Raw genomic sequence first — 17,121 nt, 5'->3', positions numbered from 1 at the left:
TCAATAATTGATACTATTCTTCAACCTATCAATAGCACTGGAAAAGGGATGGGAAGGTTCTTCAACAGTAAATATTTTGGATAGACCCTGTAGGGACACCTCACACATGCATGGAATAGAAGAGAGCACAGGCACTCCATATTTTTCACCCATTTGCAATGATTGTCCATTAAGGCACATGTTTTCCACAATCCCACATTTTTTACCCAAAGGAGTATAGATTCCATCAATTGCCTGCTTTATGTTTGTGAGACAGTACTCATTGGGTTTTACTACCATCAGGACATAATCACTGCTTGCCACAACATTTGCCGATGTGAAATCCACCCCGGGACTTGTATCCATAATCACAACGTCAAAACCTTCCTTTCGAAGATTTTTTTTGGATTGAATCAATGCTTTGAGTGCATCTGATTGCCATTTCCTGTCCTTTGAAGAAAATTCCCTGATAGCAGAAATTTCAGGATTAGAGTAACCTACATAGAAACGGGCCCGTGAAGAAATGCTTTTTGAACCGTCCACTATTACTTCACGTATGTTTTTTTTGTGATCAAGGATATCATTTATCCACTTACCTGAAGAAGGGAACATGCCATTGAATGCGCTGGGAGATTTCAGATCCATATCAAGCAAGCATACATTCTTACCTTCTTTTGCATAAGCACAAGCAAGATTTATGGCAACACTTGTTTTCCCCGTCCCCCCACGTGGAGAGTGGACTGCAATTGTAAACGTACCTTTCATTTGATTTGCCCACATATTAATTACTTATTAAATATACCACCATCAATCATAAATTAGGAACAATGACCCCAATTCCTGACGGAAATACCTTTTGTTTTTAAGTATAGAAGCCTAATCTCCATTATGAAGATGTGTTATAGATTAATTGTCCTGATGAATATTAATCAGATTGATTAATATAAATTTTTCTTCACTTCATTATATACATTTTATGTAGATAGAATTGTAAAAAAGACTTTCCTGCCATTTCTGTACTTATGTACATGACCCATACGTACAAGCTGATTGAGATAATTGCTTTCAACCGCTCTTTCCTTTGATGTTTTTTCCGAAATCTGTGCAGCGGTTGCAGTTCCCATCTCAAATAAGACGGTAGCTGTCGTGCGCAAATGATCCGGCAGGGAAAGAAGCGTCATCACATCGAGCTCATCTAGACCGTCTTCCTGAGAAGCATGAGAAGATGAATCCTGCTGGAATAACAGCCTGTCGATCTTATCATTGATTTCATTCAAAGCTACAAGAATATTGTTCATTTCAACTTCTGAAACCATATAGCCACCGTAAATTGTATACTAGTATTACAGTAATACCGTATTTCCCTAAAACTATAAAAAAGTACAGTATGCACAGAAATGAATTAAAGATATTTTACCATATAGGGACCTTCCAGAATATACCCCAGTTTCCGATAATATTCACGCACCCCGATCCCACTGATAATACTGAGTTTTTCAAAGCCAGCATCTTTTGCCATATTCTCAGCCTCTGAAATCAACCTGAGACCATAACCCCTATGCTGCCAGTCATGGCCCTTTGCAAATCCACCCACAGCAACCATTGAACCATAAACATGTAGCTCCCGTACAAGAGCCGAATTCTCAAGTTCCGGTCGATGTGGCTTGTTCGGAAATCTCAAACGCAAAAAACCAATCAGGATATCCTGGCTGACATCTTCAAACGAAAGGAAATGTTCCTGCCCACCACAGGAAAAATAGGATTGCACCATAAATTCAATATCTTCTATTGAAGGTGGCCTTTCTTTCAGGATATTATGACCAACTTCCCTGCAACGTATACAACTGCATTTGCCACCTTTTTGCATAAGTTGCTGGCCTGCAAGCTGGCGAATATTACTCTTTTTCACACCGGCCAATATCTGCTGTGCAGGAATATCCCGCTGGATACGTTGCAGCCGCACCCATTTAGGAAGTATTGCTTTTATATCAGCAAGCAGTTCCACAGCTTCTTCATCATAGAGGGGATCGTACTTTCCTGCCCTCCACATTTTTTCAAGCTCTGTACCTTCAGTTACGAGAGTTGGATAGATCTTCAGGAAATCCGGCATGAAACGCGAATCACTGAACAGTTTTTTAAAACCCCGCATGTCCCGCTCATTATCCGAACCCGGCAGACGAGGCATCATATGGAAACCTACTTTCAGGCCACTATCGCGCAATATGCGGTTGGCCTCGGCGGTATCGGCAACTGAATGGCCCCGACGCATCCTTGAAAGTACAAAATCATATACACTTTGCACTCCGATCTCCACTTTTGTAGCACCAAAATTCAGAAGCCGGTCCACCTCCACAGGAGATGTCCAGTCCGGGCGTGTTTCATATGTTATACCGATGTTGCGAACCGCAGAACTCTCATTGGCCTCCTGTACATCTTCAATAGGAATATAGCCGTAAACATTATGGACGCTATCCCGCCATTGGTGTCCCTTAAAATCATTCATCGCTTCAAGACAACGTTTGGTGAACCATTCCTGGTAATCCAGATTGCGGGAGGTGAATGTACCGCCCATGACTATAAGTTCTGCCTTATCAACTTCGTGCCCGATTTCCTGCAACTGTTTCAGGCGTGCATGCACTATCCTGTAGGGGTCATACTCATACTGTATGCCCCGCATGGCGGCAGGCTCCCTTCCCATATAACTCTGAGGGGAAACAAAAGAAGATGCAGGACCACCGGGGCAGGGCACACAGACACCGTGAGGACAGGGTGCGGGAGATGTCATGACCGCAATAACCGCCACACCGGATATTGTCCTTACAGGTTTACGCCGCAGAAGGCCGCGCACAGATTCCTTTTCACTATCAGAGGCAGCGGCTATGACATCGGAATTACGAGGCAGCGTTGACAGGCCATATTGCCTGCTGATGTTCAGCTTTTCCCTGTTGAACTGCACCTTATCCAATGTGGAATCTTCAAGAACCAGTTCAACAAGTTTCCTGCAGGCTTTAGCAAAATCACTCTCATCAGACATTGGCCATCTCCGTGACCAGTCTTTCAAGATGTATCCTGTCGTTAGCGGCACTCCTGACATTCAGATCGGCATCAGCGATCTTCAACAGGATCCGGGCAAGGATTGCGGGAGATTCACCGGCATCACTCACAACCCGATGCAAATGCCTGACAATTTCCACTCCTGACATGCCTTCTTCAATAAGCATTTTATCAATCGCTTTACGTGCCCGGGGAAAATCCGCAGCTGAGATAGCTTCCTGAAGGGAAGAAATACCCGCGGGTACATCTTCCATTACTACTTCAAAAATTATGTCTGCAGATAGTTTTTTTCCAGAGTGTTGCAGAGCTGCAGACTGGAGAAGCCGCAGGGCACAGTCTACATTTCCCTTACAATGACGTGCAAGACCTCCAAGGGCCTCCGGGTCATAAGCAAGACCCTCACTATCAGCAACACTACCAAGGAAACTTACGAGTTCTTCATCCGACACGTAGGTGAAAAATAATTGCAAGCCACGGGAACGCAGAGGGGAGATAAGTCTTGAGGGTTGGGTTGTGGAAAAGATGAACCTGCAGGTGCGACTGTAGCGTTCCATGATCCGACGCAGGGCATGCTGGGCGCTTTCATTGAGGGATTCCGCACTATCGACAAAGATAATCTTATAATCCGCATCAATTGAACCCATACTGGCATATTCATTTACCAGGTCCTTAAATATTGAAATTACACTTGATCTGATCTTTTTGGGATCGTCCGTACCCAGAATACGCACAAAACGCTTGTCCCTTACAAGATAACGTTTACCTTGGTCGAAAAAATCCGAGGCATTGAAATAGGTGAAGTTGTGCTCAAAATTATCACCATAGATGCCTCTTGCAAGGGCAAATACAGCAGAGGCTTTTCCACTTCCTGCAGGCCCGTGGATTACAAGGTGTGGCAATTTCCCGGCAGATACCAGATGTTGCATTATCGATACTGCCTTTTCATTGCCTACAAAATCACCCAGTTCCTGTGGCCTGTATTTCAATGTCCAGAGATCTTTCATTGCTCCACTCCGTTTTCCTGAAGTGCTTCTTTTATCACCTTACCGTATACCGGCCGGGCAATAAGTACACCGATCAATACACCGACAATGGTAGTTATAGCGAAACCTTTCAGGGCCCCAAATCCCATGACAACCAGAGGTGACATTGCAATAATCGTGGTTGCAGCTGCTGCAAAGATTATGCTGAAAGCCCGGGATATTCTTGAAAGATAGACCTTGGTGGGAGGTAATTTGCCCTCATAGAGCACCTCATCGGTAATTATCACAAGGTGATCAATACCTGTACCTATCACAGCTATTATACCGGCAATGCTTGGAAGGTCAAGCTGCCATCCCACAGCTGCGGCAAAACCCAGTATCATAATCACTTCACTGACAGAAGTTGCTACCATCGGTACAAGAATCTGTTTTTTACCATAACGCCTGAAGACCACACCGGCAACCGCAAGCATTGAAAGAAGGCCGGCAATGATCGCCTGCATCTTAAACTGATCTCCCAGCGAAGCATCCACCTGTCCGGAACCCATTAGCTCCACATTGACCGGAAGGGCTCCCGCACGCAGGTGTATCTGGAGCTGCTCGGCTTGAGCCTTGCTATCTTCATCAGCACCAGTGGATGCCTGCCAGGAAGCAATTGGATTAGTACGTAAAGAGGATGCAGCTGATGGGCTAAGAGGTGCACCATACACTTCTTCATCGTCCAGATACATATAAAGCCAATGAGAGTTGGGATCATTCACAGCGCCTGTTTCTATAGCTACCTGCTGCAAGGCCACTGCACCTTCCCTGCTAAGTGTGAATGGAGTGTACCACTGACCGTCTTGTTGAGACGGGATACCTACACTGGATATGGAATCTCCATAAAGTACATGCCTTGTATTATTGCCCTCAACCTGCATTCGTATTTCAAATTTGCCTGGTTGCTGTGCAATTTCTTTAGCAGTGGTCAGATCCACGCCTGCAAAATCAATCAGTATGTAGTCATCACCCACAGTACGCACAGGTATGTCTCTCAGACCCAGGGCATTGAATTTTTCACTGAGAATATCCACCGTAAGATCCCTTGTCTCTGTACGTACACCCTGCCTGTAGATTTTATTACCGTCTTCATCAGTAAGTAGTGAACCATTGACATCTGCAAGCAAACTTTCAACTGTTTGCTGGTCTGCTTTGGTTCTTATTTCATACTCAATTCCATCAGGAGTCGCATAAGGTACCACTTCGGAACCAAATTCCTCAGAAAGGTATGTGGATATTAATTGTTGCTTGGTTGTATAAATTGTAATTTCATAGGTGTCACCCCTCTGGGTTATAGATGAATCACTAAATCCCAGTAGGTTCAGGTATGATTGAGTGATCTCCCCTTCTGTTTCCAATACAATGGATAATCTTGATTGGTCCGAAGTTGGCACTACATTTTTGACTTTTACAGTAGAATCTATAAGATTTTCGATAATTGCACTCGCTGTCAGACCTTCATCCACATCTGCCTGAATCACAGCTCCCTGAAGGCTTAACTGAAGCCAGGAGCCCCCTTCCAGATCAAGACCATAATTAAGATTGGAGTCGAAACCATCGTCTGATGAGTACCATGGTTGGATTGCGATCAGAGAAAGCAACATGGCAATGATAAAGATGCGTACCCTCCAATCACTTAAAAGGCCTTTTGGCTTTTCTTCACTCATGACTTCATCTCCTTTGGATTCCTCTTTGAATACCATCTAATGATACCTGTGTTTAGAAGCCAGGTGTTTATAACATCGGCAAGCAGACCGAATATCAACACAATCGAAATGTCAGAAAGGAGAGTCATTTGCGATAGTGAAGGAATCAATACATAGGAATAAGTCGAAACCAAATACATTGCAACAACTGCAGCAAGAGTTGTGGAAGTCATCGTAAGTCCGGTATGCATGGCAAGAGATATTTTTTCATTTGGAGAACCTCGACGTTTAAACATACGTGTCGTGAGCAAAACATCACTATCCACAGAATAACCAATTATCATCAAAAGTGCTGCCACCGTCCCCAGAGAAAGTTCAACTCCTGCAAGGGTCATTAGTGCAGCTGCTATACAGATATCAGATATTGAAGAAATGATCACTGCTAGAGAAGGTATAAAATTGCGGAAGATCAAAAAAATCACTGCTGACATACCAAGGAGTGAAAGGAGTAAAGCCTGGAGAGCCTGCAACTGCAGGTCTTTCCCGTAGATAGCTCCGACCTGCTGGATTTCTACAGAGGAATAAGTCGAAGTGACATGTTTTTCAACTTCTGTTTGTATGTTATTCTCCATGGGTCCAAATTGGAGAACTGCTCTATCACCGGTTTTGCGGATATCTACAAGAGGATAATCCATATAGTTTGACTCCAGTTCCCCGGTACTTTCATCCGTCTGGAAGGAAATCATTGTTCCACCCTTAAACTCCATACCCAGGTTTACGGGTGCCCCCGAAGTGAAATAGGTAAAACCCATAATGAATAAAGCAATCACAAATATTGCAATTGGTATTGCCATAATTTGCCTGTCAGTATGGCTTTTTATGAAATTGTCAAATTTACCAATAATTAATGACATGATTTTTATGCTCCAGTAATGTGGAATTAAATGCCGCTGTGGATGTAATCTTGCATCAATGCATACTATAATATTATATAAACTGTTTTCTTTCAAAAGTGTATTTATAAAGCAACAACCATGATAAAAAGATTCTACTGTTTATCATACTTTACATAGAATATTTTCTCAGGAAGTATCATTAGCAATTAATATATACATCCCCACACCAACTTTGCAGGCATGCCATACAGACCATCTGTTGACGAATATTTTCTTGAGATCGCTACTGTAATAGCCAAAAGGTCCACATGTCTTCGCAATCGGGTGGGAGCGGTTATCGTGCGGGATAAACAAATCCTTTCCACAGGTTACAACGGAGCCCCAAGTAATATGGAACACTGTCTGGATATCGGATGTATCCGGCAAAAAAACAATATCGAATCAGGAACACGTCATGAGAAATGCCGGGCAGTACATGCCGAACAGAATGCCATTATCCAGGCAGCACTGCATGGAGCGGGGATCGAAGGGGCAACTCTCTACTGTACACACCAACCCTGCATCCTGTGTACCAAAATGATAATCAATTCCCGGATTAAACGTGTAGTTTACCTGACATCATATCCGGATACTGATGCTCTGGATTTCTTTAATGATGCAGGAGTGGAGATAATAAACCTGCCTGTATCAAGACTCCTTGAAAATGCGTAAGGCCTTCTTGATGATATCCATATTGTCCGGCCTGTACAGCTGGCAGGCAGATGTCTTTCCCCCGGTAAACAGGGATGTGCCCCGTACAACAACTACCGGATTACCTCCACTACCCTCCCCCATCAGCAGGTTTGCAGCAGCTGCCACTTCATCGGCAACCGCCTCTTCACTGATCTGCATTTCATAGCCGAAAAGATCCTTTTTACCTCTCCAGTAATAAATGGGTGTGGCATGGTACAGCCCTATTGCAACCCCTGTCTGGCCCAGTCTGAAAGCCCTGCCATTGGTATCAGTTACCACAACAGCAACCCTGCAACCTGTAATCTCTTCAACTCTCTCACCTATGATTCTGGCACTGGCATCCGCGTCCCGGGGAAGATCGGCAAGTAAATCATTCTCGACATTGGAATCATCCACTCCTGAATTGATGCATACATGTGCCCTGTCGGATTGTACAAGCATTACAGGAGATTCGACAAAACACTCACTGCATCTGTCCAGTACAGCCTGTACAAGCCGCGGGTCTTTACCATCCTTTTTACCAATCCCAATTGCCCGGGCAGAGGGCGTGATATTGTCAAGGGAAAACAGTTCATTCTCGGCTTTTGCAATTATGGTAGAAGCAATAACCAGCACATCGCCATCTTCCAGCCCGACACGCTGACATATAATGGCCGCAATGTCGTCACCAGGTTTTATCAGAGGTATATCATCAACAGTAAAGGCTTCCATCCTCACCTTTTTTCAACTCCACAGGAAAATACAGCAGCTCATAAATAATACTAGCCCTATATAGTAACCTGCGGCGATGATGAGAGTTACCCCCACCGAGCAAAGTATGAGGACAAAACTTAACTGATGCCGCAAAAAAATGAAACCTCCCTGCAACCTGCAGAGAGGTAATATCACATTTAACTAATTTATTCGATTGGGACCTTTGGCTTTTCAGCTTCTTTGGTTTTTGGTAATGTGACTGTCAGCACCCCTTCCTCAAGTTTGGCTGTGGCACCTTCCTCAGTCACAGAAGCCGGTAAAGAGACCGCTCTGGAGAAACTTGAATACCTGCGCTCTTTCTGGAAGTAACCTTCTTCCTCTTTCTCTTCTTCCTTTTTACATGCTGCACTGATCTCAATCATACCCTCGGATACACGGATGTCCACATCCTCCTTATTGACACCCGGAAGGTCTGTGGTTACCACTACTGACTCATCCTTCTCCTGGACATCTACAAGGGGAGACATCGTCTCACCACCCTTCCATTGTACTGAAGGTAAGAATTCCCTGAACAGGTCGTTAAGATAATCCTGTGTCTGTTTTATCTCATCGAATGGATCCCATCTGCTTACTGAAGGTGAATTTCCCCTGCGCATTAATCCTCTTTTCATTTTATACCACTCCTGTTATTCCTTTTGTGGAAATAACAGAATATTGTCTCTTTTTACTTCTATAAAAAGATTACGGGAATTCAAAGGGAAAGCATGGTACGTATCAGGTCGCAACCCCTGACAGTTGAAAGAATACCATCTGTAGCTGCATCTTCTGAGTAAGTTTTGACAATATCGGCATCCCGATTGAAAGATGGATAAATCACAAATGGTACAGGATCAGGAGTATGGGTCCTTACTGCAATCGGTGTCGGATGATCGGGAAGGACAAGTACAGTACATTCTTCAGACAGTTTTTCTATTCCTTCAAGGATGGTACCCACTACTTTGGAATCAAAGTCCTCAACTGCCTGTATCTTGGCCTCCAGACTACCCATATGTCCCGCTTCATCCGGAGCTTCTACATGGACAAAAACAATGTCATGATCTTTCAGGGATTCAAGAGCGTATTCTGCCTTACCCACATAATTTGTATCAAGATATCCGGTAGCACCGGGAACTTCAATTACATCCATTCCTTCACAGATACCTAGGCCCTTGATAAGGTCGACTGCAGATATTACAGCTGCTTTTAATCCGTACATTTCTTCAAAAGAAGGCATCGAAGGAGCATAACCCTGACCCCATAACCATATGGAATTGGCAGGTCTCTTTCCTTCTTCAATGCGTTTTTTATTCACAGGATGCTCGGAAAGGATATTCCAAGAAGCCCTGATCAATTCCTGGAGTTTTTCTGCAGAATCACCCCGAGGCATGTGATCTAAAGCCGGTTCCTCAACCACATCATGAGGAGGTGTACAGACAGCATCCGCACCAAATTGGGCAACCATAAGGTGGCGATAACTTATCCCAGGATAAAAATGGACATCCCCACCCAGTTCATCCTCAATTGCCTGCATTAATTGACTTGCTTCTTCAGTGGAAATATGACCTGCACTGTGATCCAGTATATCGCCATTTTCAATTGTTATCAGGTTACAACGGAAAGCAACATCATTTTTATCCAGCTCAATACCCATACTTGCTGCTTCTAAAGGAGCACGTCCCGAATAATGTTTGGCAGGATCATAACCAAGAACGGACATATTAGCCACATCACTACCTGCGGGCATCCCATCCGGAACATTGGTAGCCAGTCCATTTATTCCCTCCAGTGCCATACGGTCCATGTGAGGAGTATCCGCAGCTTCTAATACAGTTTTGTCTCCAAGTTCCTTAATAGGATAATCTGCCATTCCGTCACCAATTAATACAATATGTTTCATACAAACACCTGCCATCTTTTTAAATACAAAACTGCCAATTATTCATAGGACAATTAAAAATATAATCATACGAGGGTGAGGACTAATGAAATATATACGTTTTGCAATTGCCGTCATTTGTGTATTCACAATCTTCTGTGGTTTTACCAGTGCTGCAGAAGAAACGGAGGAACAAATCCAATACGCTGAAACCATAGTTTCAATCGGAGATGAAATCGAATTGGAACAGGGATACACAGCTGACATTGTCGATGTGAACAGTGACAATGGGGAACTCTGGCTCAAGCTCTATCTGGACGAAGAAAAGGTCAAGGAGGGTTTTGTCAAAGAGAATAATCCGTTCAGGTACGTGAGAACCATAGAGGACGAAGACGATGAAGAAACTGACTACCTGATATTCAATTTCAGCCTGCAGGGCACCAAAAAAGAAAATGGGCAAACATCTTCTAAAATCCTGATCAAACAATATCGTGACCCGGCAATTGATCTGAATAATTACTTGATCCTGGACAAAACTGTCTCCGTGGGTATCGGTTCGGAAGTGGAACTCAAAAAAGATTACACCATTGAAGCTTCCAACCTTGACGAAAATACGGTTACTATTACACTCAGGAAAAACGGGAATGTCGTAAAAGAAGAGGAAAATATGGGGGAGGAAGATGTTTTTGCTTATACCCGTACAAGTGGCGACCGGATTATGACAATTTTTATGGGAAAGGTAGGAAGCATATTTGAAGGCGAGGATAGTGACGTTGTATTTCTGGAAAACGTGGTCCAGAGGACCGATGCAGACATAGGGGAAGGAATACAAATCGAGATTGATGTTCCAGCAGAGAATCCAGGGAACGAACAAATTACAATATACTACACGCTAAATGGGGATGCAGACACCGTAGAAGTGTATCTGGAAGGAGACCTCATTGACACAAGACAGAACCTTGATGAAGGTACCTATTCTGCCGACATAGAAAAATTATCCAGAGGTGAATACAACATAGAAATAAAGGCAGTTACTTCCGAAGAGGGAGTAGTCACTGAATCTGCCACATTAAAAGTGGGAGATACGCTGGGAAAAGGTGAGGATGAGGAGCAGGGCGAAGATATTATTGAAAAGGCACAAAATATAAGCTCTGCTGCTGAGAATGCTGCTGATAAGATCAATGAAACTGCCAGTGCACTGGAAAAAGTTCCCGCACCGGGCGCATTTTTTGCTATATTCATACTTCTGGGAGCATGGATGTGGTGCAGGAAGGGGTGACAATATTTATATGCGCCTCTTCCCTTATAACAGCCAGAATTCACAAATCATCCAATAACGTGATACTATTATGAGATATGTAATGAAATTCGGCGGGACATCCATTGAAAAAGGGGATAAAATCCGCCATGTCGCAGAATTACTGAAAGACTACAGGGAACAGGGTCACGAAATTGTGGCAGTGACCTCGGCTCTTGGTGGAGTCACCGACGGGCTGATGGAAATAGGTATTGATGCGTCCCATAAAGGCAAGGTTTCCCAGGTAAAGGAATTTATGGCAGACCTTGCAAAAAAACACTATGATGCAATAGAGATTGCTATCGATGATGCAGGGATTGCCGATGAAACAATCCGCACTATCGATGCTCTTATCGATGAGCTTGAAAAAGCACTCATTGGTATCTGCTATCTGGGTGAACTCTCCCCGCGTTCCATCGATTACATATCCTCCTATGGGGAAAGACTTGCAGCTCCTGTTGTTAGTGGAGCTGTGCAAAGCCAGGGAATTGATTCCAGTTCATTTACCGGTGGGGAGGCCGGTATTGTAACCAACAGTGAATATGGTTGTGCCAGACCCTTCGAAAAAACCTATGAAAGTGTTGGTAATATACTGAAAAAGGTCGTTGCTACACAGGTTCCTATAGTTACCGGTTTTATCGCAGAGAATGAAGAAGGAATAATTACAACCCTGGGACGCAGTGGCTCGGATTTCACCGCTTCAATCATAGGGGCTGGCATCGATGCTGACGAGATCTGGTTGTGGAAAGAAGTACACGGCATAATGACCAGTGACCCCAGAATAGTCCCCAATGCACGTCCGATACCCCAGATATCCTATATAGAAGCAATGGAACTGTCCTATTTCGGCGCAAAGGTACTTCATCCCCGTACAATTGAACCTGCGATAAAGCATGGGATACCCGTGCGGGTGAAAAATACATTTGATCCTGAATTTGAAGGAACCTTGATTGTTTCAGACCAGCGGCTTCGCAAGGATGTAGTAAAAGCCGTAACCCTGATACGGTCGGTCGCTGCAATAAACATCTCCGGGGCAGGTATGGTCGGTGCAATCGGTACAGCCGCCAGGGTATTTTCCACACTCGCCAAGGCAGGAGTTAACATTATAATGATAAGCCAGAGTTCCTCGGAAGCAAACATGTCATTCGTTGTGGATGAGGCTCATCTGGAAGATGCTGTAGCTTCTCTGAAATCCGAGATGAACCGGGACGTAATAGGAGAAGTGGCCTGCGATCGGGACATCTGTGTGATAGCGGTTGTCGGTGCCGGCATGGATGGAATACCCGGTGTGGCAGGTAGGGTATTCAGCACACTGGGCAAGGAAAAAATAAATGTTATCATGATCAGCCAGGGGTCTTCCCAGCACAATATTTCATTCGTGGTCAGTTCCGATGAAGCTGAAGAGGCAGTACGCCTGTTAAACCATGAGTTTGAACTTGGAACTTAAAACAGAGGGATACAATGGACAAAAAACTTACCTACGCCGATTCAGGAGTTGACATTCATCAGGAAGAATCCACCATAGGCAATCTCACAGGCGATATGACCTACACCAGGGAAGGCCTGGGTGCCCCGATGACAAGTATCGGCCATTATGCGGGCCTGATGGATTTCGGGGATTTTGCCCTGGCAATGGCCACCGATGGCGTGGGTTCAAAGGTACTGATAGCAAACGAGATGGAAAAATGGGACACCATGGGGATTGACTGTATTGCCATGAATGTCAATGACCTGATCGCTATCGGTGCCGAACCGATCAGTTTTGTGGATTACCTGGCAATCGAGAAACACTCCGATGAATTCGCACGCCAGATTGGTGTAGGGCTTGCAAAGGGAGCCGAGATCTCCCGGATGTCCATTCTGGGCGGAGAGACCGCAACCCTTCCCGAGATCGTAAAGGGGTTTGACCTGGCAGGTACATGTCTGGGAAAGGTGGACAAGGATGCCATAATCACGGGAGAGAAGGTCGCAGAGGGAGATGTACTTGTGGGTGTACCCAGCAGCGGAGTCCACAGCAACGGCTATACTCTTGTCAGGAAGATTATCGAGAATTCCAAATATTCCTATCATGACCCGCTGCCCTATGACAGCTCCCGCACCATCGGCGAGGAACTTCTGACTCCCACACGTATCTACATGGAGGTACTCGATACAATCCGTAAGTGCGAGGTACATGGCCTGGCACACATTACCGGCAGCGGCCTGCTGAAATTGCGCAGGGTAAGCGAACTTGGATTTGATATTACCGATCCCATCGAGCCCCCAGAGATCTTCCGTTTCCTCCAGAAGGAAGGCAATGTCGAGGAACTGGAGATGTATCGCACCTTCAATATGGGGATGGGATTTTTGCTTATTGTCCCGCCACATGAGGCACAAAAGGTTGCAGAAATAGTCGACGGGAAAATTGTGGGCAGGATTACGGAAAAAGATATCCGTGTAAAAGACCTAATTATTGAATGATCAATATGGCATGTATCAGTGACCTTCCCTATGAGATCCTGCTAAAGGGCGCATCCGTCAAGAAAAGTGAGGAATTTATTCGCGAAAACTGTGATGAGGTCTACCACGTCCCGGGTGGCTACAGTCTGGCCGGAGTGATGCTCAAAGGCGGCAAGACCATACCCATAGGTGTCAAGGGCAATTCCATTTATTTCCAGTATGTCAAACCCTGCAAGGGACTGTTCGTCCTCAAACTGGATGATGCACAGGATGAAATTGAAAAATTGAGACAGGGAAACTACCAGTAATCACAGTCTGGTACTCTTGCCCTTATCCACCGCACATCCTAGGAAATCCGCAGAAGGGAATTCATGGACAGTCGTGGCAATTATCAAGCCCTCACCAAACTCTTTCTTAACCATAACAGCCCGGCCCTGCTCATCCTTCAGAAGCACTTTCCCATCGGTCCGTGAAAAGTAACCATCGCATTCCACCGCTTCCTGTGGCTCTGCAACAATGCACGGCATCTCCTCATCCACAACCTCCAGCGAGGATTGCATATGCTCTTCCACATAAGACAGTTCAAAGGGCAGCCAGTCATACTCATACTCCGCCACACAGGCCCCGAATACCACAAGCACACCGCCCTTTTCCACAAAATCGGCTATCTTACGGCCTTTGTTCTCGATACCTTTCGCCACCTTCGTATAGGCTGGATTGGCAAAACCGGTAGGCACCATCAGACACTTAGACGCAGGTAAAAACGGAGTCCCAATCGAGTTCCCGTCCACTCGCAGGCATTCATAGCCATGTTCCCTGAACAGCTTTTCAAAAAGAATAGGAGTATCCCAGAGCAGCATTACATCGGTCATGACTGGAAATTCTCAACCAGATATTATAATTGTGGCGGGTGGTGTGGAATATTAAATCAAATATTCCTTGAATAATCAAAGAAACCTATTTATGAATATTATTGACTACTGCAGACGGAATAATTATTGTGGAGTGATCGTAAAAGTTTTACTCTTTTGATCACCCTCAACGGTGTAATTGATTGTTATTTCTACATCTTCACCCTTCATATTTATATTTTTAAAGTTACCAGATTGCCCAGCTTCTTCATAAAATTCATAGACATAGAATGTCATTACATTACTGCTATTTACCTGTGGAATTACTCCACTAGTTTCATCACCATCTTGACCTATTGCAACTTCCAATCCTTCAGGAGGAATTGATACTCCACCATAATAATCAGAATAGCCGTCAATATCACTCTCTGCATAAACCTCTACATATTCCTTTTTGTTATTCGGAGCGATATCATCACTAAGCTTAGCAATATTATCATTGTCGGGATCTATCTTGATGCTGTCTATTGTCACATTGCTGCCATAGAAGTTTTGTATGGAGAATTCAACGCCACCAGCCTTGTCAGGAGAAGGGGTGTCTGGTCCATCTTTTGCTATTGCATCATTGTTATACAACAAACCTACCACATTGACATTTTGCGTGGTATTGTTTGTATTACCATCATCATCAGTAACCCCGAGTTTAACATTATAAGAACCGGGACTTGAATATGAATGAGTTGCAATGGCACTTGTAGTAGAATAATAAGTCCCATCATTTGTCCAGTTCCACTCATAACTCGTAATGGAACCATCCGGATCATAAGAGGCACTTGCATCGAATGTAATGGTCTGTCCAGTTTCAGGAGATAATGGGGAATAGGAGAACTCTGCAACAGGGGACTCGTTGGACGCTTCTACAGTCCATATCCAGGAAATCGAATCGGTAAGTGATGGATCTGTTTGGTTGCGGGCAATGAGTGTAAGGTTATATGTACCCACTGACGGAGTAGTATTCGTATAGGAAGGACTGGTGCCATTGGACCATGCCACACGAGTACCATTCAGGAGGAACTCATTGTTTGAAGACTGGTTGCTGGTTGCACTGAAGGTTACATCATCCTGAACTGTGCTGGTATAAGGAGAAGCTGGATTAGGATTGGATAATTCCGGTGCAGTTAAAGGTCCTGTTGGTAACGTAGAACCATCTGCATTATCAATGATTGAATAAGAATCAACTACAGCACCATAATTATCATAAACAAGAGCAACTACTTTAAAATCAGTATTTGCACCATATCCTGGATTTAGATTAATAACACCAGTGGTACTTGCTTTTTCTTTGGAGGCTTTACCACCTGAACCTAAACTTATGGCATATGCTTCTACTTTTGAAAAATTAGATGGTTCGCTAATATCGTAACTGATACTGAATTTTGGTTTATCAATTTCCACATTAGTCTCATCAGTTATTAATACACTATTGAATGATGGACTTCCTATTATGCTAAGATTAAGATTTCCAGATGGATTGATAGCATCTGCAACATCTAACACTGTTGACTGATTTACAACGTATTCCACACCATTTTCATATATTATTTCAAATGTAATATTATAATTATCTGTAGCACCATAATTTTTGATATAGGTAAAATTTCCACGATACCCATTTTTTGTAGAATCTGCTGATGCTGAAGAATCGTTTTGGTTTTCAAAATTAATTCGAACTTCTTTAAAACTAGAATTGGTATTTGAAATATCATATGAAACTATATATTCTGGTTTATCAGTATCTTTATGAGTCAAATCATCAATACGCATTTGAATTATTGGCAAACCAGTATTATTAACAGTTACCTGATTGGAAATACTGTCTGTGTTGCCATCATTGTCTGTGACCGTAAGGGTTACAGTATACGTCCCTTCAGAAGAGTACTGGTGTGAAGGATTTTGTGCGGTTGAAGTATTGCCATCACCAAAATTCCATGACCATTCATCAATAGTCCCGTCGGGGTCTGAAGATTGGTCGGTAAAATCAACTGTTTCACCCGGGATAGGGTTTGCAGGAGAATAACTGAAATCCGCAGTTGGGGATTGTTGTTCTCCATTACCAGCCCCACTGTCCCCCATTGAACCATAGGCGTCATAGATAACAAGACTAGAAGCGGTGTGTACAAGTTTGGTAGGCACCCTAGTATCATCGGTGATATCGTAATTGAACTGGGAAGAAGTATTGACCTCTATTACATCACCTAGAGCCCATTCATCATCATCGTAATTGAACTGTGAAGATGTCAGCTTTTCGTAGGAGCCGTTTATATAGACCACAAGTTCAAGGTCCTCGATATCAACGGTTTCCCCTCCGCTGTGGCGGAAATAGAGGGTATCGGAATCACTGTCAGCCCAGTGGTCGATGTCCACCCTGACGTTATCGGGCTCGTCAAGAGAAGATAAAACAAAAGCAGCGGCTGCCGCGATTGCAATTACAATGATGCCGGTCAACAGTATTTCACTGAATACCTCAATGACCGCATCATCTTTTCTGGCAAAATCACGGAGCCGTTTGATCATGATATAGTTTATGATACCATGAA

The 17,121-nt window shown here is 43.9% G+C and carries 16 protein-coding genes; 5 read left to right on the top strand and 11 right to left on the bottom strand.

Features of this window, described 5'->3' with window-relative positions:
* The 6 genes from MMAH_RS01145 to MMAH_RS01120 all read right to left on the bottom strand — a co-directional run bounded on the left by MMAH_RS01145 (nt 1) and on the right by MMAH_RS01120 (nt 6,615).
* Nucleotides 1–744 (bottom strand): MinD/ParA family ATP-binding protein, encoded by a 744-nt coding sequence (locus MMAH_RS01145; RefSeq protein ID WP_013036708.1) that lies wholly within the window; start codon nt 742–744, stop codon nt 1–3.
* Nucleotides 745–953: 209 nt separating this feature from the next.
* Nucleotides 954–1,295 (bottom strand): hypothetical protein, encoded by a 342-nt coding sequence (locus MMAH_RS01140; RefSeq protein ID WP_013036707.1) that lies wholly within the window; start codon nt 1,293–1,295, stop codon nt 954–956.
* Between the two features lie 86 nt (nt 1,296–1,381).
* Nucleotides 1,382–3,013 (bottom strand): tRNA uridine(34) 5-carboxymethylaminomethyl modification radical SAM/GNAT enzyme Elp3, encoded by a 1,632-nt coding sequence (locus tag MMAH_RS01135; RefSeq protein ID WP_013036706.1) that lies wholly within the window; start codon nt 3,011–3,013, stop codon nt 1,382–1,384.
* Nucleotides 3,006–4,037 carry an AAA family ATPase gene (locus tag MMAH_RS01130; protein ID WP_013036705.1) on the bottom strand — a complete coding sequence of 344 codons (1,032 nt, stop codon included), beginning with the start codon at nt 4,035–4,037 and terminating at the stop codon, nt 3,006–3,008. Before MMAH_RS01130 ends, MMAH_RS01135 begins: the two co-directional genes overlap by 8 nt.
* Nucleotides 4,034–5,722, bottom strand: a complete 1,689-nt coding sequence (locus MMAH_RS01125) for a preprotein translocase subunit SecD (RefSeq protein ID WP_013036704.1) — start codon at nt 5,720–5,722, stop codon at nt 4,034–4,036. Before MMAH_RS01125 ends, MMAH_RS01130 begins: the two co-directional genes overlap by 4 nt.
* Entirely contained in the window at nt 5,719–6,615 is an 897-nt protein-coding gene (locus MMAH_RS01120) for a protein translocase subunit SecF (RefSeq protein ID WP_013036703.1), read from the bottom strand. Before MMAH_RS01120 ends, MMAH_RS01125 begins: the two co-directional genes overlap by 4 nt.
* Before the next feature lie 222 nt (nt 6,616–6,837).
* Here MMAH_RS01120 and MMAH_RS01115 point away from each other — a divergent pair, with 222 nt between their 5' ends.
* On the top strand, nt 6,838–7,308 hold the full coding sequence (locus MMAH_RS01115; RefSeq protein WP_013036702.1) for a deoxycytidylate deaminase: 471 nt from the start codon (nt 6,838–6,840) through the stop codon (nt 7,306–7,308).
* Here the strand turns inward: MMAH_RS01115 and MMAH_RS01110 are convergent.
* From MMAH_RS01110 to MMAH_RS01100, 3 genes are all read right to left on the bottom strand, one after another.
* Nucleotides 7,285–8,046 (bottom strand): coenzyme F420-0:L-glutamate ligase, encoded by a 762-nt coding sequence (locus MMAH_RS01110; protein WP_048902063.1) that lies wholly within the window; start codon nt 8,044–8,046, stop codon nt 7,285–7,287. The genes MMAH_RS01115 and MMAH_RS01110 overlap by 24 nt on opposite strands.
* A 182-nt stretch (nt 8,047–8,228) precedes the next feature.
* A complete protein-coding gene (locus MMAH_RS01105; protein ID WP_013036700.1) occupies nt 8,229–8,693 on the bottom strand; it encodes an Hsp20/alpha crystallin family protein in 465 nt (154 codons plus the stop codon).
* 80 nt (nt 8,694–8,773) lie between these two features.
* Nucleotides 8,774–9,958 (bottom strand): cofactor-independent phosphoglycerate mutase, encoded by a 1,185-nt coding sequence (locus tag MMAH_RS01100; RefSeq protein WP_013036699.1) that lies wholly within the window; start codon nt 9,956–9,958, stop codon nt 8,774–8,776.
* Nucleotides 9,959–10,043: 85 nt separating this feature from the next.
* On the opposite strand from MMAH_RS01100, the gene MMAH_RS01095 reads away from it, so the two are divergent.
* The 4 genes from MMAH_RS01095 to MMAH_RS01080 all read left to right on the top strand — a co-directional run bounded on the left by MMAH_RS01095 (nt 10,044) and on the right by MMAH_RS01080 (nt 13,981).
* Nucleotides 10,044–11,216, top strand: a complete 1,173-nt coding sequence (locus tag MMAH_RS01095) for an S-layer protein domain-containing protein (protein ID WP_013036698.1) — start codon at nt 10,044–10,046, stop codon at nt 11,214–11,216.
* Between the two features lie 70 nt (nt 11,217–11,286).
* Nucleotides 11,287–12,681, top strand: a complete 1,395-nt coding sequence (locus tag MMAH_RS01090; protein ID WP_048902062.1) for an aspartate kinase — start codon at nt 11,287–11,289, stop codon at nt 12,679–12,681.
* A 14-nt stretch (nt 12,682–12,695) separates the two neighbouring features.
* The gene (purM, locus tag MMAH_RS01085; protein WP_013036696.1) at nt 12,696–13,694 is read left to right on the top strand and encodes a phosphoribosylformylglycinamidine cyclo-ligase; all 999 of its coding nucleotides are present in this window, start codon (nt 12,696–12,698) and stop codon (nt 13,692–13,694) included.
* Complete coding sequence (locus MMAH_RS01080; protein WP_013036695.1) at nt 13,691–13,981, top strand: DUF1894 domain-containing protein; 291 nt, start codon at nt 13,691–13,693, stop codon at nt 13,979–13,981. Before purM ends, MMAH_RS01080 begins: the two co-directional genes overlap by 4 nt.
* Here MMAH_RS01080 and MMAH_RS01075 read toward each other — a convergent pair whose 3' ends face one another.
* On the bottom strand, nt 13,982–14,545 hold the full coding sequence (locus MMAH_RS01075; RefSeq protein ID WP_013036694.1) for a hypothetical protein: 564 nt from the start codon (nt 14,543–14,545) through the stop codon (nt 13,982–13,984).
* Nucleotides 14,546–14,668: 123 nt separating this feature from the next.
* Nucleotides 14,669–17,098 carry a PKD domain-containing protein gene (locus tag MMAH_RS01070; protein WP_013036693.1) on the bottom strand — a complete coding sequence of 810 codons (2,430 nt, stop codon included), beginning with the start codon at nt 17,096–17,098 and terminating at the stop codon, nt 14,669–14,671.
* Nucleotides 17,099–17,121: the final 23 nt, after the last annotated feature.

The organism is Methanohalophilus mahii DSM 5219 (assembly GCF_000025865.1).
GTDB lineage: Archaea > Halobacteriota > Methanosarcinia > Methanosarcinales > Methanosarcinaceae > Methanohalophilus > Methanohalophilus mahii.
The sequence above is the reverse complement of the archived record's forward strand: the minus strand, read 5'-3'. Positions and strand labels throughout refer to the sequence as shown.